18 protein-coding genes and 2 pseudogenes are annotated in these 22,709 nt (G+C 71.5%); 12 read left to right on the top strand and 8 right to left on the bottom strand.

Annotation, left to right across the window (positions count from 1 at the left end; translation table 11 throughout):
- Nucleotides 1-90: 90 nt before the first annotated feature.
- From FRAQA3DRAFT_RS38815 to FRAQA3DRAFT_RS17795, 4 genes and pseudogenes are all read left to right on the top strand, one after another.
- Nucleotides 91-165, top strand: a pseudogene (locus FRAQA3DRAFT_RS38815) (helix-turn-helix domain-containing protein); the annotation flags it as partial.
- A gap of 685 nt (nucleotides 166-850) precedes the next feature.
- Complete coding sequence (locus FRAQA3DRAFT_RS17805) at nucleotides 851-1,135, top strand: SCO4848 family membrane protein (RefSeq protein ID WP_035921097.1); 285 nt, start codon at nucleotides 851-853, stop codon at nucleotides 1,133-1,135.
- 267 nt (nucleotides 1,136-1,402) lie between these two features.
- Nucleotides 1,403-1,576, top strand: coding sequence for a type II toxin-antitoxin system HicA family toxin (locus FRAQA3DRAFT_RS37385; RefSeq protein WP_232291649.1), 174 nt, complete (start codon nucleotides 1,403-1,405; stop codon nucleotides 1,574-1,576).
- Nucleotides 1,569-2,138 (top strand): hypothetical protein, encoded by a 570-nt coding sequence (locus FRAQA3DRAFT_RS17795; RefSeq protein ID WP_009740436.1) that lies wholly within the window; start codon nucleotides 1,569-1,571, stop codon nucleotides 2,136-2,138. The genes FRAQA3DRAFT_RS37385 and FRAQA3DRAFT_RS17795 overlap by 8 nt, the downstream gene beginning before the upstream one ends.
- A 251-nt stretch (nucleotides 2,139-2,389) precedes the next feature.
- On the opposite strand, the gene FRAQA3DRAFT_RS35205 is transcribed toward FRAQA3DRAFT_RS17795, so the two are convergent.
- Nucleotides 2,390-2,629 carry a hypothetical protein gene (locus FRAQA3DRAFT_RS35205; protein ID WP_009740435.1) on the bottom strand — a complete coding sequence of 80 codons (240 nt, stop codon included), beginning with the start codon at nucleotides 2,627-2,629 and terminating at the stop codon, nucleotides 2,390-2,392.
- Between the two features lie 994 nt (nucleotides 2,630-3,623).
- Between FRAQA3DRAFT_RS35205 and FRAQA3DRAFT_RS17785 the strand changes: the two genes are divergently transcribed.
- Together FRAQA3DRAFT_RS17785 and FRAQA3DRAFT_RS17780 are read left to right on the top strand one after the other, a co-directional pair.
- The gene (locus FRAQA3DRAFT_RS17785; RefSeq protein ID WP_009740434.1) at nucleotides 3,624-5,966 is read left to right on the top strand and encodes a RecQ family ATP-dependent DNA helicase; all 2,343 of its coding nucleotides are present in this window, start codon (nucleotides 3,624-3,626) and stop codon (nucleotides 5,964-5,966) included.
- A gap of 306 nt (nucleotides 5,967-6,272) precedes the next feature.
- Nucleotides 6,273-6,635, top strand: a complete 363-nt coding sequence (locus FRAQA3DRAFT_RS17780) for a hypothetical protein (RefSeq protein ID WP_009740433.1) — start codon at nucleotides 6,273-6,275, stop codon at nucleotides 6,633-6,635.
- Between the two features lie 163 nt (nucleotides 6,636-6,798).
- Here FRAQA3DRAFT_RS17780 and FRAQA3DRAFT_RS17775 read toward each other — a convergent pair whose 3' ends face one another.
- The 6 genes from FRAQA3DRAFT_RS17775 to FRAQA3DRAFT_RS17750 form a co-directional block, all read right to left on the bottom strand.
- Nucleotides 6,799-7,560: a succinate dehydrogenase iron-sulfur subunit gene (locus FRAQA3DRAFT_RS17775; protein WP_009740432.1), complete on the bottom strand. Its 762-nt coding sequence runs from the start codon at nucleotides 7,558-7,560 to the stop codon at nucleotides 6,799-6,801.
- Nucleotides 7,560-9,314: a succinate dehydrogenase flavoprotein subunit gene (gene sdhA, locus FRAQA3DRAFT_RS17770; RefSeq protein WP_009740431.1), complete on the bottom strand. Its 1,755-nt coding sequence runs from the start codon at nucleotides 9,312-9,314 to the stop codon at nucleotides 7,560-7,562. Before sdhA ends, FRAQA3DRAFT_RS17775 begins: the two co-directional genes overlap by 1 nt.
- Nucleotides 9,315-9,393: 79 nt before the next feature.
- Nucleotides 9,394-9,840: a succinate dehydrogenase hydrophobic membrane anchor subunit gene (locus tag FRAQA3DRAFT_RS17765; protein ID WP_009740430.1), complete on the bottom strand. Its 447-nt coding sequence runs from the start codon at nucleotides 9,838-9,840 to the stop codon at nucleotides 9,394-9,396.
- Nucleotides 9,840-10,190, bottom strand: a complete 351-nt coding sequence (gene sdhC, locus FRAQA3DRAFT_RS17760) for a succinate dehydrogenase, cytochrome b556 subunit (protein ID WP_035921092.1) — start codon at nucleotides 10,188-10,190, stop codon at nucleotides 9,840-9,842. The genes FRAQA3DRAFT_RS17765 and sdhC overlap by 1 nt, the downstream gene beginning before the upstream one ends.
- A gap of 245 nt (nucleotides 10,191-10,435) precedes the next feature.
- Entirely contained in the window at nucleotides 10,436-12,445 is a 2,010-nt protein-coding gene (locus FRAQA3DRAFT_RS17755; RefSeq protein ID WP_009740428.1) for a serine/threonine protein kinase, read from the bottom strand.
- A 93-nt stretch (nucleotides 12,446-12,538) separates the two neighbouring features.
- Nucleotides 12,539-16,246, bottom strand: coding sequence for a serine/threonine-protein kinase (locus FRAQA3DRAFT_RS17750; protein WP_009740427.1), 3,708 nt, complete (start codon nucleotides 16,244-16,246; stop codon nucleotides 12,539-12,541).
- A gap of 111 nt (nucleotides 16,247-16,357) precedes the next feature.
- Here FRAQA3DRAFT_RS17750 and tnpA point away from each other — a divergent pair, with 111 nt between their 5' ends.
- The 6 genes and pseudogenes from tnpA (at nucleotide 16,358) to FRAQA3DRAFT_RS17720 (ending at nucleotide 21,886) form a co-directional block, all read left to right on the top strand.
- Nucleotides 16,358-16,759 (top strand): IS200/IS605 family transposase, encoded by a 402-nt coding sequence (gene tnpA, locus FRAQA3DRAFT_RS17745; protein WP_009740426.1) that lies wholly within the window; start codon nucleotides 16,358-16,360, stop codon nucleotides 16,757-16,759.
- Between the two features lie 2 nt (nucleotides 16,760-16,761).
- Nucleotides 16,762-17,954 (top strand): annotated as a pseudogene (locus FRAQA3DRAFT_RS38810) (RNA-guided endonuclease InsQ/TnpB family protein).
- Nucleotides 17,955-18,206: 252 nt separating this feature from the next.
- A complete protein-coding gene (locus tag FRAQA3DRAFT_RS17735) occupies nucleotides 18,207-18,734 on the top strand; it encodes a cytidine deaminase (protein WP_369809466.1) in 528 nt (175 codons plus the stop codon).
- On the top strand, nucleotides 18,731-20,029 hold the full coding sequence (locus FRAQA3DRAFT_RS17730) for a thymidine phosphorylase (RefSeq protein ID WP_009740424.1): 1,299 nt from the start codon (nucleotides 18,731-18,733) through the stop codon (nucleotides 20,027-20,029). Before FRAQA3DRAFT_RS17735 ends, FRAQA3DRAFT_RS17730 begins: the two co-directional genes overlap by 4 nt.
- Nucleotides 20,030-20,126: 97 nt before the next feature.
- Nucleotides 20,127-21,230 carry an adenosine deaminase gene (locus FRAQA3DRAFT_RS17725; RefSeq protein ID WP_009740423.1) on the top strand — a complete coding sequence of 368 codons (1,104 nt, stop codon included), beginning with the start codon at nucleotides 20,127-20,129 and terminating at the stop codon, nucleotides 21,228-21,230.
- A complete protein-coding gene (locus FRAQA3DRAFT_RS17720) occupies nucleotides 21,227-21,886 on the top strand; it encodes a DNA-3-methyladenine glycosylase I (RefSeq protein ID WP_009740422.1) in 660 nt (219 codons plus the stop codon). The genes FRAQA3DRAFT_RS17725 and FRAQA3DRAFT_RS17720 overlap by 4 nt, the downstream gene beginning before the upstream one ends.
- A 27-nt stretch (nucleotides 21,887-21,913) precedes the next feature.
- On the opposite strand, the gene deoC is transcribed toward FRAQA3DRAFT_RS17720, so the two are convergent.
- Nucleotides 21,914-22,693 carry a deoxyribose-phosphate aldolase gene (gene deoC / locus FRAQA3DRAFT_RS17715; protein WP_009740421.1) on the bottom strand — a complete coding sequence of 260 codons (780 nt, stop codon included), beginning with the start codon at nucleotides 22,691-22,693 and terminating at the stop codon, nucleotides 21,914-21,916.
- Nucleotides 22,694-22,709 lie beyond the last annotated feature (16 nt).

Raw genomic sequence — 22,709 nt, 5'->3', positions numbered from 1 at the left:
GTGGCCGTCCGGTCTGCTCCTGGACCAGGGACGATGTCGGGGATGGCTATCGTGCGCTACCGCTAGCGTGCCTATCCGCAGCCGGGTCGGGTGGCGGCGTTGGCGCGGGCGTCTGGTTGCGCCCGGGTCGTGTTCAACGACGTGCTGCGGATCCGTGATGAGGCGTATCACGGAACATGATCGTGGTCTGAAGGCGGCGAGGAACATCCTCGCCGAGGGTGCTCGTATGGTCGCCGCTGGGCGGAAAGCCGGGGCTGGGATGCCCCGGCAGGCGGAGACCCTAAACGCCTGTGGAGCCGACGTGAGACCCGAACCTGTCCGGGCGGTTGGCGGGGAAACAGGAACCCATCGAGGTGCCGCGTGAGCGGCACGGCAGGAACCCCCGCCGCTCACGACGGGAAGGACGTCAGGGCTGTCGTCACGCACGAGGGCGACTGGTACGTGGCGCGGACGCTGGGGGTCGAGGTGACCAGCCAGGGAGTCGCCGGCGAATCTTCGCGAGGCGTTGGAGCTGTACTTCGAGGACCAGCCCTTCCCCGTGACTGCCGCGGACGGTTCCATCGTCGCTGCGCTGGACATCCGCCTGTCGGCGTGACGCCTGCCCTGCCCCGGGTCTGCGGGGCGAAGGTCGTGAGGGCCCTGGGACGTGCGGGCTTCGAAGAGGTCGCCACGCGCGGGTCGCACTGCAGCTGCGGCACAAGGAGAGTGCCCGGGTTGTGATCGTCCCGCTTCACCGGGAGCTGGCGACAGGAAACCCTGCCGCTGTTCTGCGTCAGGCGGGCATCGAGGCGCAGGAGCTTAGGACGTTGCTCACCTGAGCCTGAGGCGATCCCGGGTGCAAGCTGGGAGGGTGACTCTGTCGAAGCGCGCCTCCTGGTTCCTGATCGCGGTCGGGGTGTGGACGTGGGCGATCTGGCCGAACTTCCTACGGAACGTGTGGAAGGATGATCGTTCCTGGGACGACGGCCCGACCGGCTTCTTCACCGTCCACCTGGTCCTGACCGTCGTCTCCCTCGCGATCGGCTCCGTCGTCGGCTGGCTCGGTGTCCGTGCGGCACGCGCCGGTCGTTCCAGCGTTTCCAAAGAGGTCGCCCCACCCAGGCAACCGATCAATTCGGATTCATCTGTGATCTAGGTACCCCGCCCGGGCGGGCGCTCGGCACCCAGTAGGGCCACATTGTTTCTTTTTGTGTCCATCGGACCGCTTTGCGTGCTCTCCGTCGTATGGTCGACTCCTTCATCTCGATCAAGGAGTGGAGGATGTGATGAGAAGAGCCGCCTGTCCGCGAACACGGGAACGACACCCGGTGCCAGGCCCGATTTCCACGATTCGGCGACCGGGGAGTTCCCTTCGCTGAAGGCCCGCCAGCTCCTGCGGGTACTCGGTCGGCTGGGATATCGCGTGACCCGGCAGGAGGGCTCGTCGCACCGGTGGCTCGAGGCGGACGGGCTCCCGCGGCTGCGGATCGCGTCCCATGACCGGACTACCGTCGGGCCTGGGCTCGTCCGGCAGATACTGGTCAAGCAGGTTGGGCTGAGTGTGGAGGAGGCGCTGGAGGTGATCCACGGTGACTAGAGCCGTCTCCGTGATTGTTCGGCGCGACGGCGTCTCCTGGTCGGCCTGGTCACCCCAGTGCCCGGGACTGGCGATCGCCGAGCCGACGGCCACCGAGTTGCGCAGCGCATTTCCGGATGCACTTGCCTGGTACTTCGACGGCAATCGTGACCTGGATATGCAGATCCACCTTGAGCAGGAGTTGCGCGGCGTGGTAATCCGGATCGCGCAGGACACACAGGTATGGGAGCGGCAGCTGGTCGCCGGGCGGCTGGGCGCGGCGCTCGGGGTGGACAGCCAGGCCGCGGAGCTGCGTTCCGCGGCGCTGAACGCGGCCGGTGAGATCGTCTATGTCTGCGCCTTGCCGTCGGATCCGGTCTCCTGGCTGACCGCACAGATGGATGACGAGACGGACGCGGTCGTGGTCACGTTGCCGTCCGCGGAGTCGATGTTGTGGACCCTGCAGTTCGGCACCGTTGGATCCCGCGGTGAGAAGCCCTCCAGCCTCCGCTATCGGCCAGAGACGACCTTCGGTGAGATCATGCCGACCTTCGCCGGCCCGCGGCTCAGGCTCAGCGCCTGAACAGCGTTCTCGCTTCACCGAATGTAACGAATCTTGGCAGGATCGTACGGTCGGGCGAGTGCAGGCTGGATGGGCGACTCTGTCGAAGTGCGCCTCCTGGTTTCTGATCGCGGTCGGGGCGTGGACGTGGGCGATCTGGCCAAATTTCCTTCGGAACGTTTGGAAGGATGATTGTTCTTGAGATGATGGCCCCACCAGTTTTCCACGATCCACCCGAGGCTGACAGGGAGGGACTCGGGAAAACGACTTGCCTACGCAGGCACGAAGGCAGTGAGCTGAAATAGAGCTGCGGCTGGATCGCTGTCGCGCAGGCTCTCGGTCGTGGCGCCGATGAGGCCAGACGTGAAGCCAAAGAAGATAAGTATGGCGCTGGCCTTAAGGCCTTCGCGTACCCCCTCTCGAATCCAGCCCGAATCTTCTTCTCGCCAGATGCCGAACCGGAACAGACTCCATCCGGCAATAAACGCGGTTGATGCCAAGAACTCGGCCATGGTCTGCCAGCCGCCTGGCAGTAGGACTGAAAGAAGGACGAAGACCAGTCCGAGCAGGAGTGCGCCAAGTACCCATCGAGTAGCGGCCACAACCCTTGTCATATGAGCCGCCACGCCCCGTGGCAGATCGTCTCCATCGGTCTGCCGAAATCCAAGGGCCTCGCGAAGAGGCAGCCTACGAAGCTCTTGGAGGCGGCGGAGAAAGTCGGCGGGAAGGGTGCGTAGGCCCGGTAGAACGTCGCGCGGCCTTTTCGCCAATCCCTTGTAGAAGAGCAGAGTCTCTCTGTTCGAGAAGAGCATCACAAACCCCACGCCCCGGATGTCGTCCCGCTCGATCTTCCTCCGCCCTCGATTCTGGCGATCCACGGCTGGCTGCAAGGCCATCCAGCGCGGCAGTGAGGGATCTACGCGGTGTCCATCGCCGTATGTCGTAACGTGATTATGGGCACGACAGTAGTACCATTCTCCGGCTACCGGTGATCTACAGGGCTTATCTGCCCGTGCCTGTTGCGTGTGGAAGTACTTGCACTGGACTGGCCAGGTGGTTCCGCGGGCCATCCATAGGGTCGTTCTTAGCGCGACAGCAAGTATTGGAAACAGAGCGGCTATTAGTAGAGGCCACGGAAGAAGGGTTCGCTGGTCGAGCCAAGTGGCGAAAAGGATCAGGCAACGGCCAATGCCGTCGAGGATGTCGGCCACACGCTTAGGATAGGCAACTTATTCTGGCTGTATGCATGGTTGTGCTATCTGTTCGCGTTTCCGTTACTATTCATCGCGTTAGTCCCGATTGTGAATAATACGGCTCGCCGTCAAGTACTGGATGCGAAATTCCTGCTTCCCTTGGAACCTGTGAAATGATGATGGCCTCGGGGGGCTTCGTCTCCCTCGCGATCGGCTCCGTGGTCGGGTGGCTCGGTGCGCGGCATCGGGGGCGAGCGGACGCCTGACCTCGGCCGTTCCGGCTCTGTCGGTGGCGTCGGGTAGACACCTTGTCATGGCGGCAGACGAGACAACCTCAGCGCATCCGGTGGCCGACGGATCCGTGGCGGCGACCGGCCCACAGCCGGCCGGCGCGTCCGTCGTACCTCAGGCGGCCCCCGCGGAGGCGTCCGCCCCGGCAGCGGGCGGCGGGGCGTTGCGGGCGCGGGCGCAGGAGCTGCTGCGCGCGTTGGCCGGGCCGGCCGCGGTGCTGCGGGAGGACCAGTGGCAGGCGATCGACGCGCTGGTCACCCACCGGCGCCGGGTGCTGCTCGTGCAGCGCACCGGCTGGGGCAAGTCGGCGGTCTACTTCCTCGCCACCGCCCTGCTGCGCGGCGAGGCCGGGCTCGGCCCGGTGGACCCGGGCCGGCGGATCGGGCCGACGGTGATCGTCTCGCCGCTGCTCGCCCTCATCCGCAACCAGGCGGCCGCCGCCGGCCGGCTGGGCATCCGCGCGGGTGAGATCCACTCCGGCAACGTCACCGAGTGGGACGAGGTCTACGCGGCGCTGCGAGCCGGCGAACTCGACGTGCTGCTCGTCGGGCCCGAACGGCTGAACAACCCGACGTTCCGCGATGACTACCTGCCCGAGCTCGCCGCCACCACCGGTCTGCTCGTGGTGGACGAGGCACACTGCATCTCCGACTGGGGGCACGACTTCCGCCCGGACTACCGCCGGCTGCGCACCCTGATCGCCGGCCTGCGCCCGCAGGTCCCGGTCCTCGCCACCACCGCGACCGCCAACCAGCGGGTGGTCGAGGACGTCAGCGAGCAGCTCGACGCCGGTGCCGGGGCGGGGGCGATCGAGGCGCCGGGCACCCTGGTGCTGCGCGGGTCGCTCGACCGGGAGAGCCTACGGCTCGCCGTCGTCGCCCTGCCCCGGGCCGAGCACCGCTTCGGCTGGCTCGCCGAGCGGCTCCGCGAGCTGCCCGGATCGGGGATCGTCTACACGCTGACCAAGGCGGCGGCGGAGGAGCTGACCGCCTTCCTGCGCGGCGAGGGGTACCCGGTCGCCTGCTACCACGGCGGCACCGAGGCTGCCGAACGCGTCGCCGCCGAGGAGGACCTGCTCGCCAACCGGGTCAAGGCGCTCGTCGCCACCAGCGCGCTCGGGATGGGCTTCGACAAGCCGGATCTGGGCTTCGTCGTGCACGTCGGGGCGCCCTCGTCGCCGATCTCCTACTACCAGCAGATCGGGCGGGCCGGGCGCGCCGTCGACGCCGCCGAGGTCGTCCTCCTGCCGGCCGCGGAGGACCGCGACATCTGGCGCTACTTCGCCGACACCTCCTTTCCGCCCGAGCGCGTGGTCCGCGCGGTTCTGGGGGTGCTCGCCGACGCCGACCGGCCGATGTCGACCCAGGCGCTGTTGGCCGCCGTCGACCTCGGCCCCAGTCGGCTCGACCAGATGCTGAAGGTGCTCGACACCGACGGCGTGGTCCACCGGGTCAAGGGCGGCTGGACGGCGACCGGGGCGGCGTGGTCCTACGACGAGCCGCGCTACCGGCGGGTCGCCGCCGCGCGGGCCGTCGAGCAGCAGGCGATGCTCGACTACATCGCCACCCCCGGTTGCCGGATGGAGTTCCTGCGCCGCCAGCTCGACGATCCCCACGCCGCCCCCTGCGGGCGCTGCGACCGGTGCACCGGTCGGACGTGGCCGTCAGCCGTCTCGACGGCCGCCAGCACCCGGGCCCGCGAGGAGCTGATGCGTCCCGGGGTCGTCATCGAGCCGCGCCGGATGTGGCCGACCGGCATGAACCGGCTGGGCATCAGCCTGTCCGGCCGCATCCCGCCGACGGCCGGCGCCGAACCCGGACGAGTGGTGGCGCGGCTCGGTGACGTCGGCTGGGGCAACCGCCTGCGGCCGATGTTCGCCGCCGGCCCCGGCACGGGTCCCGACGATGGCCCCGGCCGCGACGCCGTGGTCGAGACCGGGGCCGACGGCCCGCTGCCCGCCGACCTGGTGGAGGCGGTCGTGGGCACGCTCGCCCACTGGGAGTGGGAGCGCCGCCCGGCCGCGGTCGTCGCGATCGCCTCGCGCAGCCGGCCCCGGCTGGTGTCCAGCCTCGCCGAACGCATCGCGGCCATCGGCCGGCTGCCGCTGCTGGGCCAGCTCGAACGGGTCGGCGGCGGTCCGCACGCCGGGCAGGTCCACAACAGCGCCCACCGGCTCGCCGGCCTGTGGGAGGCGTTCGCCGTCCCGCCGGGCCTGCACGACGCGCTCGGCGCGGTCGACGGCCCGATCCTGCTCGTCGACGACCGGATCGTCACCGGCTGGACGATGACAGTGGCCGCCCGCCTGCTGCGGAAGGCCGGCGCGCCCGCGGTGCTGCCGTTCGCGCTCGCCGTCGACACCACCTGAGCACGACCCGGCTCTCGGCGATCCACCGCCCTGGCACGCCGCCGGACACGCCGGGGGCGGGGCCGCGTGCGGGTGGCAATACGGCCGGAACCGGTGCAAAAGAAATACTCAACCATTGACGTTTCGGAAGCTGGCTTGGCACGCTGTGCGCACACCGAACATCACGCCCGCCAATGGTGTGACATCGAGGTGAAATCATCCGGCTGGCCATGGACATTCACCGTATTCGTCCTAGCCTTGGCTCGCGGGGGTTTCGGGACCGGCCGGTGACCGGCCGGGCGAGACGGAGGGCGGGCGCTGATCAACATGTTGGACGACGACCGTTGCACCGCCATGGTGATGGGGGGCGGGCGGAGATACGTCGCCCACCGGTGCGGCAAGCGAGCGATCGCGAAGGATCCGGACGGGCTGTGCCGGACCCATCGCCTGGAGCGGGAGGGCGCGCAGGACACTGACGCCGGCGAGCGGAACTGGCGGCGGAACAAGGAAACCGAGCGGCGGCTGACCGAGCTTGCCCGCCACCTCGACGACTTCTACACCCTGCCCGTGGCCCTGGAGTACGCCGAATCCGCGCCGACCCGCCCGCCGACAGGGCGACTCCTGATCGATCCCGACGATCTGCTCCGGGTGCTGCGCGCCCAGGATCTGATGCCGCGCCGCGTCGTCTGACCCACATCTGCCCGGGGCCAGGCCGAAATCGGGAAACCCGAAGGCCCCGAAAGACGGAATACGGTTTCGGAATTTCCTGCGTGCGTCGGTCGGTGCCGAGTGCCGATTCGGAGCCGTCGCGGCAGCTGCTCAGAGCCGGTGGTGGTTCAGAGGCGGTGGTGGTTCAGAGGCGGCGGAACAGCAGGGCGCGCTTGACCTCCTGGATCGCCTTGGTGACCTGGATGCCACGCGGGCAGGCATTCGTGCAGTTGAAGGTGGTCCGGCAGCGCCAGACGCCCTCGCGCTCATTGAGGATCTCCAGCCGCTCGTCGGCGCCGGCGTCGCGGCTGTCGAAGATGAAGCGGTGGGCGGCGACGATCGCCTGCGGTCCGAAGTAGTCCCCGTCGTTCCAGAAGACCGGGCACGACGTCGTGCAGGCCGCGCACATGATGCACTTGGTGGTGTCGTCGAAACGCGCCCGGTCCTCGGGGGACTGCAGCCGTTCCCGGGTCGGCTCGTGGTCGTCCGTGATCAGGTAGGGCTTCACCGCCCGGAACGCGTCGAAGAACGGTTCCATGTCGACGATGAGATCCTTCTCGACCGGCAGGCCTTTGATCGGCTCAATAATGATCTCGGACCCGAGGTCCTTCACGAGCACCTTGCAGGCGAGCCGGTTGACGCCGTTCACCCGCATCGCGTCCGACCCGCACACCCCGTGGGCGCAGGAACGGCGCAACGCCAGCGAGCCGTCGATGTTCCACTTCACCCACATGATCGCGTCGAGCAGGCGATCGCTGGGGTCGAATGGCACCTGGTAGCTCTCCCAGCGTGCCTCCGTGGCGAACTCCGGATCGAAGCGGCGGATTTTGAGCGTGACGGTCGCGGGCGCCGGTCCGGTCGCGGCCGGACCCGGGACCGCGGCGGGCCGGGAGTCGACGACGGTCATCAGTACTTGCGCTCCATCGGCTGGTATCGGGTGACGACGACCGGCTTGTAGTCCAGGCGGATGTCCGCCTCGGGTGAGGCGGCCGCCAGCGGCCCCGACCGGTAGGCCATCGTGTGGCGCATGAAGTTGACGTCGTCCCGGTTCGGGTAGTCCTCCCGCGAGTGGCCGCCGCGGGACTCGTTGCGCGCCAGCGCCCCCACCACCAGGACCTCGGCGAGGTCGAGCAGGAAGCCGAGCTCGACCGCCTCCAGCAGTTCGGTGTTGTAGCGGCGTCCTCGGTCGGACACCCCCACCTGCTGGTAGCGGGTCTTCAGCGCGGAGATGTCGCTCAGCGCCTGCTTGAGCGTCGCCTCGGTGCGGTAGACCGAGGCGTTGACGTCCATCGATTCCTGCAGCTCGGCGCGGATCGCGGCCGCGTTCTCGGTGCCGGCACCCGCGCGCAGTCGGCGCAGCATGTCATCCACGAACGACGTCGGGCTCGCCGGCAGGTCGACGTGATGCGGGGTGGCGTTCGCGTACTCGGCGGCGGCGATGCCCGCCCGCCGGCCGAACACGTTGATGTCGAGCAGCGAGTTGGTCCCCAGGCGGTTCGCGCCGTGCACGGACACGCACGCCACCTCGCCGGCGGCATACAGGCCGGGCACGACGGTGTCGTTGTCCCCGAGAACCTGCGCGTCGATGTTCGTCGGGATGCCGCCCATCGCGTAGTGCGCCGTGGGCTGGATCGGGATCGGGTCGTCGTACGGCTCGATCCCGAGGTAGGTGCGGGCGAACTCGGTGATGTCCGGCAGCTTCGCGTCGAGCTGCTCCGGTGGCAGGTGGGTGAGGTCGAGGTACACGTGGTCGGCGTCGGGGCCGCAGCCGCGGCCGGCGCGGATCTCGGTGTAGATGGCCCGGGCCACCATGTCGCGGGGGGCGAGGTCCTTGATGGTCGGCGCGTAACGCTCCATGAACCGCTCGCCGTCGCGGTTGCGCAGGATCCCGCCCTCGCCGCGGGCGCCCTCGGTGAGCAGGATGCCCATCTTCCAGATGCCCGTCGGGTGGAACTGGAAGAACTCCATGTCCTCCAGCGGGATGCCGCGGCGGAACGCCAGGCCCATGCCGTCGCCGGTCAACGTGTGCGCATTCGACGTGACCTTGAACACCTTGCCGAACCCGCCGGTGGCGAAGACCACCGACTTGGCCTGGAAGACGTGGATCTCGCCGGTCTTCAGCTCGTAGGCGACCACACCGGCCACCGCGCCTTCATGCAGCAGCAGATCGAGAACGTAGAACTCGTTGAAGAACTCGATGTCGTGCCGGACGCACTGCTGGTACAGCGTCTGGAGGATCATGTGGCCGGTGCGGTCCGCCGCGTAGCAGGACCGGCGGACCGGCGCCTTGCCGTGGTCTCGGGTGTGGCCGCCGAAGCGGCGCTGGTCGATCCGACCCTCCGGGGTGCGGTTGAACGGCAGCCCCATCTTCTCCAGGTCGAGGACGGCGTCGATGGCCTCCTTCGCCATGATCTCGGCGGCGTCCTGGTCGACCAGGTAGTCACCGCCCTTGATCGTGTCGAAGGTGTGCCACTCCCAGTTGTCCTCCTCGACGTTGGCCAGCGCCGCGCACATGCCGCCCTGGGCCGCGCCGGTGTGGGACCGGGTCGGGTAGAGCTTGGTGAGCACGGCGGTCCGGCAGCGCTGGCCCGCCTCGAGGGCGGCGCGCATGCCGGCCCCGCCCGCGCCGACGATGACCGCGTCGTACCTGTGGATCTGCACGCCTACCTCCATCCGTATGTCGCCGTCGGCACGTCGCATGCCGGGGACATGCCGGGGCCGCGAGTCCGACAACCGCCCCTCACAGGTCGGGGTCGAACGTGAAGATGACCAGCGTGCCGAGCGTGACGACCAGGAACGCCGAGGTGTACAGCAGCATCTTCAGCCAGAACCGGGTCTGTGCCCGCTCGGCGTAGTCGTTGATCACAGTCCGCAGGCCGTTGGTGCCGTGCAGCTCCGCGAGCAGCAACATCACCAGGTCCCAGGTGCGCCAGAACGGTGATGCCCAGCGGCCCGCGACGAAACCGAAGTTCACCCGCTGTACGCCGCCGTCGAGAATGTTCATGATGAACAGGTGGCCGAGCACCAGGAAGAACAGCAGCAGGCCGCTGATCCGCATGAACACCCAGGCGTAGAGCTCGAAGTTGCTGCGTGCCTTCGCGGCGCCCGGCTTCGTCCGCTGCCGCGGCGAGCGCGGGGCGACCAGCTCCGGGGCGCCCCGATCCGCCGGTGCCGCCGCCGTCGTCATCAGGTCGCGCTCCCGAACAGAGTCTCGGCGGTGTGCAGCAGCATCCGGTAGGCCGCCGGGACGAGCAGCACCACGAACAGCACGAGCTCGATGTACAGCATCTGCTTCTGGTACTTCGGCCCGGACTCCCAGAAGTCGATCAGGATGATCCGGATGCCGTTGAGCGCATGGAAGAGCACTGCCGCGACCAGGCCGACCTCGAGCAGGTTCACGATCGGGCTCTTGTAGACCTCGATCACCTCGTTGTAGGACGAGGGTGAGACCCGGACGAGGGCCGTGTCGAGCACGTGCGCGAACAGGAAGAAGAAGACCAGGACGCCCGTGATCCGGTGGGCGACCCAGGACCACATTCCCTCTCGACCGCGGTACAGCGTGCCCGCTGGTGCCTTCGGCAATGAAAGCTCCTCCGGATCGGCCCAGCCGCTCGGCCAGAAAAGATCATTTCAGCTACGCCTGCGGCGCCCTGGAGCCCCGATGCACCGCCCGGGGCGGCACCGCGCGCCTCCGGCCGATGCTAGTGCCGGGCCTGGTCAGCGGCGGGTCCGGGCCCGGCGCCGGCGGGTGAACTATGCCACAGGGGGTGTGGTGGCCGCCGTCACGGCGCGGTGGTCGGCGGGCCGGCGGTCGTCGGCGGCGATGCCGGCGCGGTGGTCGGCGGTGTCTTGGTGGGCGGGATCGTCGCGGAGGCGGACGCCGTCGGCTTGGTCGGTGGCGGCGTCGTCGGGAGCGTCTGCGTGGGTGCCGGCGTCAGCGTCTCGATCACGGTGCTCTCCGGCGTGTCCGGGGTGACCTCGGGGGCCGGAGTCGCCGACCGCGGCCGACGGGGGGTACGGTGCGGCGTCTCCGGGGTCACCGCCGCCGAGGGGGTGACCTGCGGGATCGTCGCCGGCGGCGAGGTGGGCACGGTGGCGGTGGGCGGGGCGGTCGTCTTCGGCGCCGTCACATCGTTGCGCTCGGCCGGAGTACTGCTCCCGGACAGGCCCATGGTCAGGGCGATCGCCGCGCCGACCAGGACGGCGACTGCGCCGGCCGCGATCGCGATGGTCCGTCGCCGGCGCCCCCCGGCGTCGCCGGGTCCCCGGCCGTGGCCGTCGGCCCCGCGCTGGTGCGCCGCCGCCTCGGAGTGTCGGCGGGCCTCGTCGAGAGGGACGAGGCCGGCGGCGTGATCGTCGTCGAACAACCCGAGGCTGGCCGTCGACGCGACGACCGGAACGGTGCCGATGCGGGTCTCGTCGTCCGCCCCACCATGCGTCGGCCCCGTCGCCTGCACGGGCGGCCCGATCCTGGTGTGAGCGTCATGATCGGCCTGAGGTCGGGTCCGGTGCGACGTGGCGGGCCGGGCCGGCTCGTGCCGGGGCGGCCGGGGGCCCCCACCGGTGGCGGGTGAGATGGCGGTCTCGTCCAGCGCCCCGAGCACCGGATCCGCGGTGATCTCGGTGTCGGCGGACTCCGCCGTCCCGCGGGACGGGATCGGTCCGCCGGGGGGCGGGACCGGGACACCCGCGGTGCGCGGGCCGGTGCCGCCGGTCTGGCCGGGCGCCGCGGCGCCCGTCGACGCCGCGTTCCACATCGCGGGCCCGGTCCGGCCGGTGGGGTGAGCCGCTGCCGGCCCACCACCGGCGATCGGGGTCGAGGGAGCCGGGGGCGCCGGTTCGTCGAGGTTCTCCAGACCGACGTCGGCGGCGCTGGCACCCCCGTCGTCCTCCTCGGAGCGCGGCCGGGCGTGCATCACTGACGCCGGCACCGGGTTGGCGTTGCGGGCAACGGGAATCAGCCGGCGCCGGATCTCCGTGACATCCGGACGTTCCTCTGCCGGGCGGTCCATCAGGTCGCTGAGCAGGTTGCGCAGTGGCCCCGCCAGCCGGAAGGCCCGGCGGCGACCCTCGACCACGGCCGTCAGCACCGCGTAGGTCTCCGGGCCCTCGAACGGCGGCTGGCCCTCGACCGCCGAGTACAGCGTCGCGCCCAGGCCCCACAGGTCGCTCGCCGGGCTGCCCGAGGAGCCTCGGACCCGTTCTGGGGCGATGTAGGCGGGGGAGCCGACGAGCGCGCCGGTCCCCGTCAGGGTCACGTCACCCTCGGTCGCGGCGATGCCGAAGTCGGTGAGCCGGACCCGGCCATCCCGGCCGAGCAGGACGTTGCCGGGTTTGACGTCGCGGTGCAGCACGCCGGCGGAGTGCGCCGCGGCGAGCGCGTCGGTCAGCGCCAGCCCGATCGCCGCGACCTGGTCGAACGGCAGCGGGCCGTGGGTACGGATCACATCGCCGAGGCTGTCCGCGTCGACGAGTTCCATGATGATCCAGTGCCGCTGGTGCTCCTCGACCACGTCGTACACGGACACGATGGCCGGGCTGTGCAGTCGGGCCAGCGCGCGGGCCTCCCGCAGCACCCGGGCCCGGATCGCGTCGCGCTCGTTCTGCGCCCCGGCCATCGGGACAAGGATCTCCTTGATGGCCACCGGTCGCTGGAGGAGCTCGTCCTCACCACGCCAGACGACGCCGGCTCCACCGCGCCCGATGGGCGTGTCGAGACGGTAGCGCTGAGCTACGTAACGAGGCGTGCCGTGCCGAGAGGTGTCCGGGGGCACGCTTGCCGATTTGGCCATCGTGTCAAGTCTGACAGACGGATGGATCCGCGCGCTCGACGGCGGGTGGGTTTCCGGCCGCCGTGAGAGTCGGAAACCTGACGAATGCTGACATCACGGACCGGGCCGGAAGGTACCGAAGAGTTCGTGCATCAAGGCTTGATCCTGCAACCACAGGTCCTCCCGGGTATGCCAGTAGAGGGCATATCCGTGGCCGTTGCGAATCGCGCCCCGGTTGAGCACATGCACCATGACCCCGTCCGACCTGCGGTACCCGAACTCCCAGTCGGCCTGCTCGGTGCCATCCCCGCCGTCGCTGGGAGCCAGCCGTACGCGCCGATAGTCCTGCACACTCCGAACGAAACCGGCCTCGTTGCGTTGCCAGTCGCCGACCGCGGAGGTGTTTGCCCGACTGACGCTACCGACCCGCAGGAACGCCCGGGTAGCCGGGTCCACGAAATCGACGTTGCCGGGGCCGCCGGGACCCTGCCGGCGCTGCCAGGTCGACGGATAGGCCACGGACCAGCCGGCGTCGGGATCGACGTAGGAGACCCAGCCAGGGGGCGCGGCGACCGGGGTGGTGTCCCGGGCCACCGGATCGGCGGTCCCGGCCGCCGGATCGGCGGGGCGGACGGCCGCGGCGGCACCGGAGGCGGCACCACCAAGGTCCGCGCCGGTCGATCCCGCCGGTGCACCGGCCCGGCCGTGCCCGGAGGAGACGCCGGCGGACCCCGAGCCACCCCCGCCGCTGATCAGGACCAGGACCGCGATGATTACCGCCGCGGCCAGCACGGCGAGTGCGGACACCGCGACGAGGCGGCGCCGGTGCAGGCCGGGGTCACGGCCCGCCGGCGGGCCGTCACCCGCGGGGTCGCCCGGCGTGGGGGCCCCGCTCCTGTCGCCCGGCCGGCGGGCCTGCGCACCGGCGGGAGACGGCGGCGTCCAAGGGGAGACCGGCCTGATCCGTTGCGAGACGGTGCCGGCGCCCGCGCCGGCCTCGGCCCCATTCGCGGCGCCGGTCGTTCCCGCTGGCTTGGTCGTTCCCGCTGGCTTGGTCGGAGTGGCTGGCTTGGTCGGAGTGGCTGGCTGGGCGATCGTCGTCGGGGCCACCTGGGTGGCGCGCTGGGCTGTCGTCGCCGGGGCCGCTGGAGTGGCCGCTGGAGTGGCGGGTGGGGCGGCGGTCGCGATGCGCGGGCGGGTCCACGGCTGGCCGAGCCGGCCGCGCCGCGGCGGGGCGACGGGCGAGGTCGGTGCGGTCGTCGCCCGGCCCGCGCCTTCGTTACCGGCGGCCGGGTCGACAGCGGCCGGGTCGACAGCGGCCGGGTCGACAGCGGCCGCGGCCGCGCTACCGGACGCCACCGCAGCCGCCGGGCCGAGGCCGGGGGCGGTCGGGAGTTGTGCGTCACCCACGCCGAGCACGCCGCCTGCGCCGGCCGCGGTGCCCCGAGCGTCCGAGTGCCCGGTCCCGGTGGCGCGACCCACCAGCCGAGCCCGCGCCGGGATCCCGCCGAGCGCCCGCATCCGGTCCATCGAGCGCATGCGCTCCAGCGGGCCGGTCAAGCGGGTCCGCATCGGCTGCGCGCGCCCGGCCGCGGGGGATGCGGCCGCCTCGGGCCCCGGTGGCGATTCGGTCGATTGCGCAGGTCCGGCTGCCGCGGGTGGGGGAGTCTCGGCCGGACCGGGTGCCCGCGCCTGCCCGGCAGATGCCGCCGGGCCCGCGGGGGGTTCGGCGCCGACGCCGACGATCCGCCGCGGCAGTGCCGGGACCGGGCCGTCCACGCCCTGGACACCCTGCTCGGCAGCACCGGGCGGCCGCACACCCGCGGCGCTCGGGGGAGCGGCGTCGGTCCCGGGCCAGGCGGCGTGGACCTCGGCTGTCCCGGTCCCGGCTGTCCCGGTCCCGGCTGTCCCGGTCCCGGCTGTCCCGGTCCCGGCTGTCCCGATCCCGGCTGTCCCGGTCCCGGCCGTGTCAGTCCCGACGGGCTCGAGCTCGCGGTTCTCGCGTGCGAAGGTCTCGGTTGTCACCGTCTCCGCGCCGGTAGTGCCCGTGCGGGCGGTGTCGCTCGCAGGTGCGGAGAGCGGCACGGCGGACGATTCTGTGACCATCCGAGGGGAGACCGTTGGTACGCCGGCTGCCGGCGCCGGAGGCGCCGATGCCCTAGCCGTCGGTTCGGAATACCCGGGGCCGGGAGCGCCGGCCGAAGATGTGGCGGTCGTTGCGGTCAAGGTGGGGGCGATGGATTCCGCGACATCGGGGCGTTTCGCGGCCTGCACCCTTCCAATCCCGTCCGGCCGACTTGCGGCCGCGCCGCGTTGTTCAAGCGCACAGTTCTCATCGTCCGTGCTGTGTTCTTTGTTCGCCGAGGATTGCTCCTGAGAGTGACCGGTGTCCTCGCCGTGCGGGCGGGACGCGTCGTCACCGGGAGGCTTGTCGGCCAGCCGCCCCGAACCGTGGCCGTGTGAATTCTCCCCGCCGTGGGAATGGCCCGCACCATGGGGATCGTCCCGGCGGTGCGGATCGTCCGCGCCGTGCGGAACGGTTCCGATGCGGGGTCCGTCGACCGCGTCGACCGGATCGCGACGGTCGGCCGGGTCGGCAGCGTCGGGCTGGTGGGGAGCCACCGGCGGTGCACCTGGGGCGCTCGTCGTCGCCGAGGCAGTGACCGTCGCCGCGGGCGGGATCGCGGCAACCGCTGTCGTCGCGTGGGGCGCTGTCGTCGCATGGGGCGCTGTCGTCGCATGGGGCGCTGTCGCCGGGGAGGGCGCTGTCGTCGCGGTAGGCGCTGTCGCGGCGGACGGCATGGGAGTGGCGACCGTGAGCGCGGGAGGTTGGGCCGTGTCGACCGTGGGTGCGGGAGACGGCGGGTTGGCGATCGCCGGCGGTGCTGGCGGCGCGGAGGGGGCGGTGCGAGCCGGTGGGCGCGGCCGGGTGGGGCGGGTCGGCCGGCCCGCCCGCGACGAGCGGCGCTCGCCGCCGCGTTCCAGGATCTCACGCAGCCGCTTGCGCACGATGGAGAGCGGGGGACGGCTCAGCTCGTGCGGCGCCATCAGATCGTCGATCACCGGCGCCAGCGGGCCGGCGAGGCGGAAGGGCTGGCGTCGCCCCTGCATGAGTGCGGCGAGCACCGAGATGGGGTCGCCGCCGGAGAAGGGTGGGCAGCCTTCGACCGTGGTGAACAGCGTGGCGCCCAGGCCCCACCGGTCACCGGCGGCGCTGCCCGCGTCCCCGCGGGCCCGCTCGGGCGGCAGGTAGGCCGGCGAGCCGAGCACCATCCCGGTGCTGGTGAGCCGGGGATCGCCGTGGCTGACGGCGATGCCGAAGTCCGTGAGCCGGGCCCGGCCGTCGGGGGTGACCAGCACGTTGCTCGGCTTGACGTCGCGGTGGACGATGCCGAGGCGGTGCGCGGCCTCCAACGCGTAGGCCAGACTGATGCCGACCCGGCAGGTCTCGTCGACCGGCCGCGGGCCGAGGTCCGCGATGATCCGCGACAGCGACTGTCCCTCGACGTACTCCATGACGATCCAGGGCAGGTCGCCGTCGTCGATGACGTCGAGGACGGCGACCGCGCCCGGATGGTGCAACCGCCCGGCGGCGCGCGCCTCGCGCAGTACCCGTTCCCGAGCCCGGTCGCGCTCCAGACCGCTCTCGGTGATCGGCAGCCGGACCTCCTTGACGGCGACCACCCGCTGGAGCAACTCGTCAGTGGCCCGGTGCACGACGCCGAAGCCGCCATGCCCGAGGACGCCGTCGAGCCGGTAGCGCCCTCCGACGAGGGCTACCGCCTCGGCCGGACCTGGGTCGTCCGGGGACTCGCCTGTCATCAAAGACCTCCGGAGGGGATTGTCGCCTTCAGGCGACAGGGGAATCCGGTACGGGCCCGCATCGGTTAGACTAGCCGCGCCGGTATAGTCGGAGGCGTGTCCCGCCAGGCGATGGTCGGCGCGGGTGGCGCCTATGACCTCGGCTACCACGTCGTGTGGTGCCCGAAGTACCGCCGTCCCGTCCTGACCGGACCGGTACGGGACCGCCTTGACGCGCTCATCCGCGAGCGGTGCGCCGAGCACGAGTGGCCGGTCGTTGCGCTGGAGATCGAACCGGACCATGTCCACCTGTTCGTCCAGGCTCACCCGGAGCACTCCCCGTCGTACATCGCCAACCAGGTGAAGGGCTTCACGTCCCACGTGCTGCGCGCCGAGTTCGCGCACCTGAGGTCCCGGATGCCCACCCTGTGGTCCCGGTCGTACTTCGTCGCCACCGTCGGCGCGGTCCCCGCCGAGACGGTCCGCCGGTACATCGACACCCAGAACGAGCGGCCGTGGCGCAAAGGGGCGTAGCAGTGAGGCGTGCGTACACGTTCCCGCTTCGCCCCGCCGTCCGGCAGACCATCGCGTTCGGCGAGATGCTCGATGACCATCGTGCGCTGTACAATGCGGCGTTGCAGGAGCGGCGCGACGCCTACCGGCACCCGTCGCAGACCCGCATCCGCTACGGTGACCAGTCGGCTCAGGTGAAGGACATCCGGGCGGACGACCCCGATCAGGCCCGCTGGTCGTTCTCGTCGCAGCAGGCCACGTTGCGCAGGCTGGAGCAGGCGTTCGCCGCGTTCTTCCGCCGCGTCAGGGCGGGCGAGTTCCCCGGCTACCCGCGTTTCAAGGGCGCAGGCTGGTTCGACACGGTCGAGTGGCCGTCCGACGGCGACGGGTGCCGCTGGGACTCGCAGCCCGAGAACCCCACGCGGACGTTCGTGCGGTTGCAGGGCGTCGGTCACGTCAAGGTCCACCAGTACTGGACGGTGCTCGGCAGGGTCAGGACGGTCAGCGTCAAGTGCGAGGGCAGGCGCTGATACGTCATCCTGTCCTGCGACGACGTCCCGGCCGAGCCGCTCCCGACGACCGGCGCCGTGGTCGGCGTGGATGTCGGTATCGCGCCGTTTTCGACGACGGCGAGCACGAGCCGAACCCGACGGGCCTCGTCCGGTCCGCCGGCCGGCTGGCCGCCGCTCAGCGGGACCTGTCTCGCACGAAGCGCGGCTCGACGCGGCGCAGGAAGGACGCCGCACACGTCGGGACGATCAGCCGGCATATCGCTCGGCAGCGGCTCGACCACGCCCACAAGACCGCCCTCGGGCTGGTCCGCGACCATGATCTGATCGCCGTCGAGAAGCTCACCGTCACGGGCATGACCCGGCGGGCGAAGCCCAGGCCCGACCCGGACACCCCGGGGGCGTTCCTGCCCAACGGGCAGGCGGCGAAGTCCGGGCTGAACAGGTCGATCCACGACGCCGGATGGGGGGTGTTCCTCGGGGTGCTGCGCGCCAAGGCTGAAAGAGCCGGACGGGTCGTCGTCGAAGTGAATGCCCGCCATACCTCCCAGCGCTGCGCGACCTGCGGGCACGGGGCGAAGGAGAACCGGCTCACCCAGGCCGAGTTCGCCTGCGTGCGGTGCGGGCACACCGCGGACGCGGACGAGAACGCGGCCGTCAACCTTCTCCGGGCAGGGCGTGCCCTTCAGTCCGCGCAAGCAGCCTGAGAAGCTGACGGCTCCAGCCGTCAGAGGAGTCACGGGATCACATCGTGGCCGGCCCGCGGAGGTCGGGCATGCTGGCGCTAGCGCCCGTCCGGACCACGGACTCAGCGCCCGTCCGGACCACGGACTCAGGACCACGGACTCAGGACCACGGACTCCCGGATCAAGGACTGCGGATCACGGACTCCGGTACGCCGGGTGGCGCGAACGATGGGTGGCGAGAACAAGGGGAGCAGGGACATGGGGAGCAGGGACATGGGGTGGAGTGTGGACGACAGAAGCTGGGAACGGCTGCGGAACGCCGCTGTCCGTGTCGCGCAGAGTGCCTACGCACCGTACTCGGGGCTGCGGGTCGGCGCCGCCGCGCTGGTCGTCGACCGTCCGGACGCCGAGGGCCGCACCACCGGAGACGAGCCGTGGATGGTCGTCGGCTGCAATGTCGAGAACGCCTCGTACGGCCTCGCGCTGTGCGCCGAATGCGGCCTCGTCTCGTCTCTGCACGCCCAGGGTGGCGGGCGGCTGCTGGCGTTCGCGTGCGTCGACGCGGACGGGCGGCCGCTGGCGCCCTGCGGCCGCTGCCGGCAGCTGCTCTACGAGCACGGCGGCCCGGACCTGCTCGTCGCGACGGCTGACGGCGTACGCCGGCTGGCGGAGCTGCTGCCCGGCGCCTTCGGCCCGCTCGACCTGCCGGACCCGCCGCGGCCGCCGGAGCCCGCGGCCGCGGCCGGCACCGACCCATCTCCCGTCGCAGCCACCCCGTCTCCCGGAGCGGGGGCGACATGAGCGCCGACTTCGACGTCGTCGACCTCATCCGGGCCAAGCGTGACGGGCGCTGTCTGCCCGCCGAGGCGGTGGACTGGCTCGTCGACGCCTACACCCACGGCCGGGTCGCCGACGAGCAGATGTCGGCCTACCTGATGGCGGTGGTGTGGCGGGGAATGTCCCCGGCCGAGCTGGCCCGCTGGACCACCGCGATGATTGACAGTGGGGAGCGGCTGGACCTGGCCGGGGTGGGCCGTGCGACCGTGGACAAGCACTCGACCGGCGGGGTCGGCGACAAGGTCTCGCTGGTGCTGGTGCCGTTGGTAGCCGCCTGCGGTGTCGCCGTCCCGCAGCTGTCGGGGCGGGGCCTCGGGCACACCGGCGGGACGCTGGACAAGATGGAGTCGATCCCCGGCTGGCGTGCCGACCTGCCGGTCGAGCGGATGTGCCGCCAGCTCGCCGAGGTGGGCGCGGTGATCTGCGCCGCCGGGGCCGGGCTGGCCCCCGCCGACCGCCGGCTCTACGCGTTGCGGGATGTCACCGGGACGGTCGAGTCGATCCCGCTCATCGCCTCGTCGATCATGAGCAAGAAGATCGCTGAGGGCACGTCCGCGCTCGTCCTCGACGTGAAGGTGGGCTCGGGGGCGTTCATGACCTCGCTGGACGACGCCCGGGAGCTGGCACGGACCATGGTCGGGCTCGGCACGGCCGCCGGGGTGCGGACCGAGGCGGTGCTGACCGGCATGGACCATCCGTTGGGGCGGACCGCCGGCAACGCGCTGGAGGTGGCCGAGGCGGTCGACACGCTGCGCGGGGGTGGGCCGAAGGACCTGGTGGAGGTCACCGTCGCCCTGGCTCGGGTGATGATCGAGCTGGCCGGCACAGGCGGGGCGCGGGCGGCCCGTGACCCGGCCGAGGTGCTGGCGGCCGGGGACGCCTACCCGGTGTGGCGGGCGATGGTCGCGGCGCAGGGCGGCGATCCCGACGCGGTCCTGCCCCGGGCGACCCACATCGAGACAGTGCCGGCCCCCGCGTCCGGGTACCTGGCGAGCCTGGACGCCCGTGCGGTGGGCGTCGCGGCCTGGCGGCTCGGCGCGGGGCGGGCCCGCAAGGAGGACGCGGTGTCCGCGACGGCGGGCGTGCGCTGGCGGGCGGGCATCGGCGACCGGGTTACCGTGGGCGAGCCGCTGCTGGAGCTGCACACCGACGATCCGAACACCCTCGGCCGCGCGCTGGCCGCGCTCGCCGACGCGGTGACGGTCACCCCGCAGCCGCCGCCGCCCACCCCGCTCGTCCTCGACCATATCCGCGCCTGAGCACGGCGGCGGGGGCGGAGGCGGCCCGGCCGACATCGCGGCGTCGCGGTTCTGTCGTACCCGTGGCCTACGGTCGGTGCAGGAGACGGAGGACCCGATGACGAATGACGCACCGCCCGGCCCGATCACGGTCGACGAGATCCGCCGGGTGCCGAAGGTCCTGCTGCACGACCATCTCGACGGCGGGCTGCGGCCGGCCACGGTGGTCGAGCTCGCCGAGGAGACCGGCTACCGGGACCTGCCGTCCACGGACGTGCATGCCCTGAGCACCTGGTTTCGCGGCGGGGCGCACAGCGGTTCGCTGGTGCGCTACCTGGAGACGTTCAGCCACACCGTCGCCGTGATGCAGACCCAGGAGGCGATCCGGCGGGTGGCGCGGGAGTGCGCCGAGGACCTCGCGGCCGACGGCGTCGTCTACGCCGAGGTGCGGTTCGCCCCCGAGCTGCACGTCGAGCGGGGCCTGTCGCTGGACGCGGTCGTCGAGGCCGTCCTCGACGGCTTCCGCGCGGGCGCCGCCGGCACGCCGCTGCGCATCCGCGCACTGCTCACCGCGATGCGTCACCAGGCCCGCTCGCTGGAGATCGCCGAGCTATCCGTGCGCTGGCGTGACGCCGGGGTGGTCGGCTTCGACATCGCCGGCGCCGAGGCCGGCAACCCGCCGACCCGGCACCTCGATGCCTTCCAGTACATCCAGCGGGCGAACGGGCACTACACCATCCATGCCGGCGAGGCGTTCGGGCTGCCGTCGATCTGGGAGGCGGTCCAGTGGTGCAACGCCGACCGGCTCGGCCACGGGGTGCGCATCGTCGACGACATCACGGTCGATCCGGACGGCAAGGCGATCCTCGGCGACCTCGCCAACTACGTGCGCGACGTGCGGGTGCCGCTGGAGATGTGCCCCACCTCGAACGTGCACACGGGTGCCGCGCCGAGCATCGAGCGCCATCCCATTGGCCTACTGCGCCGGCTGCACTTCCGCGTGACGGTGAACACCGACAACCGGCTCATGAGCGGCGTGTCACTGTCGAGCGAGTTCGCGACGCTCGTCGACGTCCACGGCTACGACTGGTCGGACATCCGCTGGCTCACCCTGAACGCGATGAAGTCGGCGTTCCTCCCCTTCGACGAGCGTCTCGACCTCATCAACGACGTCATCAAGCCGGGCTACGCGCCCTACGTCCACGAGGAGCTCGCCCGATGAGCACGAGCGCGGCCGGAACCGAGCCGCCCGGCGCCCCGGCGGCGCCGTCCAGCTCGGCCGGCCCGGTCCCGGCCCGGCCCGCCGCGGGCGCCGTGGTCGGGGCCGACGGGCGGGCGCGCTGCCCCTGGGGCCTGTCGGCGCCGGAGTACGTCGAGTACCACGACACCGAGTGGGGCCGGCCGGTCCGGGACGCGGTGGGCCTGTTCGAACGCCTCACCCTCGAGGCGTTCCAGTCCGGGCTGTCCTGGCTGACGATCCTGCGCAAGCGGCCGGCGTTCCGATCGGCCTTCGCCGGGTTCGACCCGGCCGTGGTCGCCGGGTTCGGGCCGGCCGACGTCGAGCGGCTGCTCGGCGACGCCGGCATCGTGCGCAACCGCCGCAAGATCGAGGCCACGATCGTCAACGCCGGGGCGATGCTCGCCCTCGACCGGCCGCTGCCCGAGCTGATCTGGTCGCACCGGCCGCCGCAGCGAGCCAGGCCGGCCACTCTCGCCGGCGTCCCCGCGAGGACCGCCGAGTCGGTGGCGCTGGCGAAGGGGCTGCGCGCGGCCGGTTTCGTGTTCGTCGGCCCGACCACCGCCTACGCGCTCATGCAGGCCTGCGGCCTCGTCGACGATCATCTGGCGGACTGCTGGGTGCCCCGCCCGTCCGAGTAGCCGCACTCCGCCGGCGGGACGCCCGGATCAGGCGGGGAAACCGGCGAGGACGTCCGCGGAGGCGGACAGGCCGAGGCGGGTCGCGCCGGCCTCGATCATCGCCATCGCCTTCTCCGCCGTCCGGATGCCGCCCGAGGCCTTGATCCCGAGGCGTCCCCCCACCGCTTCGGTCATCGCCCGCACCGCGCGCACGCTGGCACCGCCGGCCGGATGGAATCCGGTGGACGTCTTGACGAACTCGGCCCCGCCGGCCTCCGCCGCCCGGCAGGCTGCGATGATGCTTGCGTCGGGCAGCAGCGCCGTCTCGAGGATCACCTTGAGGATCACGTGCGGCGGCACCGACAGGCGGACCTCGGTGATCTCGGTCTCGATCGCTCGCCAGTTCTCGTCCATCGCGTTGGCGATGTCGATGACCATGTCGATCTCGGTCGCGCCGTCCGCGACGGCCCGGCGGGCCTCCTCGGCCTTGATGACGGTCAGATGCGTGCCGTGCGGAAAACCGATCACCGAGGCGACGGCGAAGGCGGGTTCGGCCTCCTGGCCGTCGCGATACGTGCTCGCCGCGGCGAGGTAGACGTGGGTCGGGGCCACGCAGACCGCGCCGACACCCAGCTTGGCCGCCTCGGCGCACAGCGCGAGCACCTCCTCGTCGGTCGCGGCCGGGGCCAACAGCGTGTGGTCGATCATTCGGGCGACCTCGGCCCGCCGCAGGGTGGGCCGGGCGCCCTCGGCCGAGGCGGGGGAGCCGCCCCCCGGTTCCTCGGCGGGACGGTCGGGTCCGGCGGGAACGGTTGTCATACCTTGCATCATTGCCGATCCCGTC

The organism is Frankia sp. QA3 (assembly GCF_000262465.1).
GTDB lineage: Bacteria > Actinomycetota > Actinomycetes > Frankiales > Frankiaceae > Frankia.
Note: the sequence above shows the minus strand (reverse complement) of the source record. Positions and strands in the feature narration are given on the sequence as shown.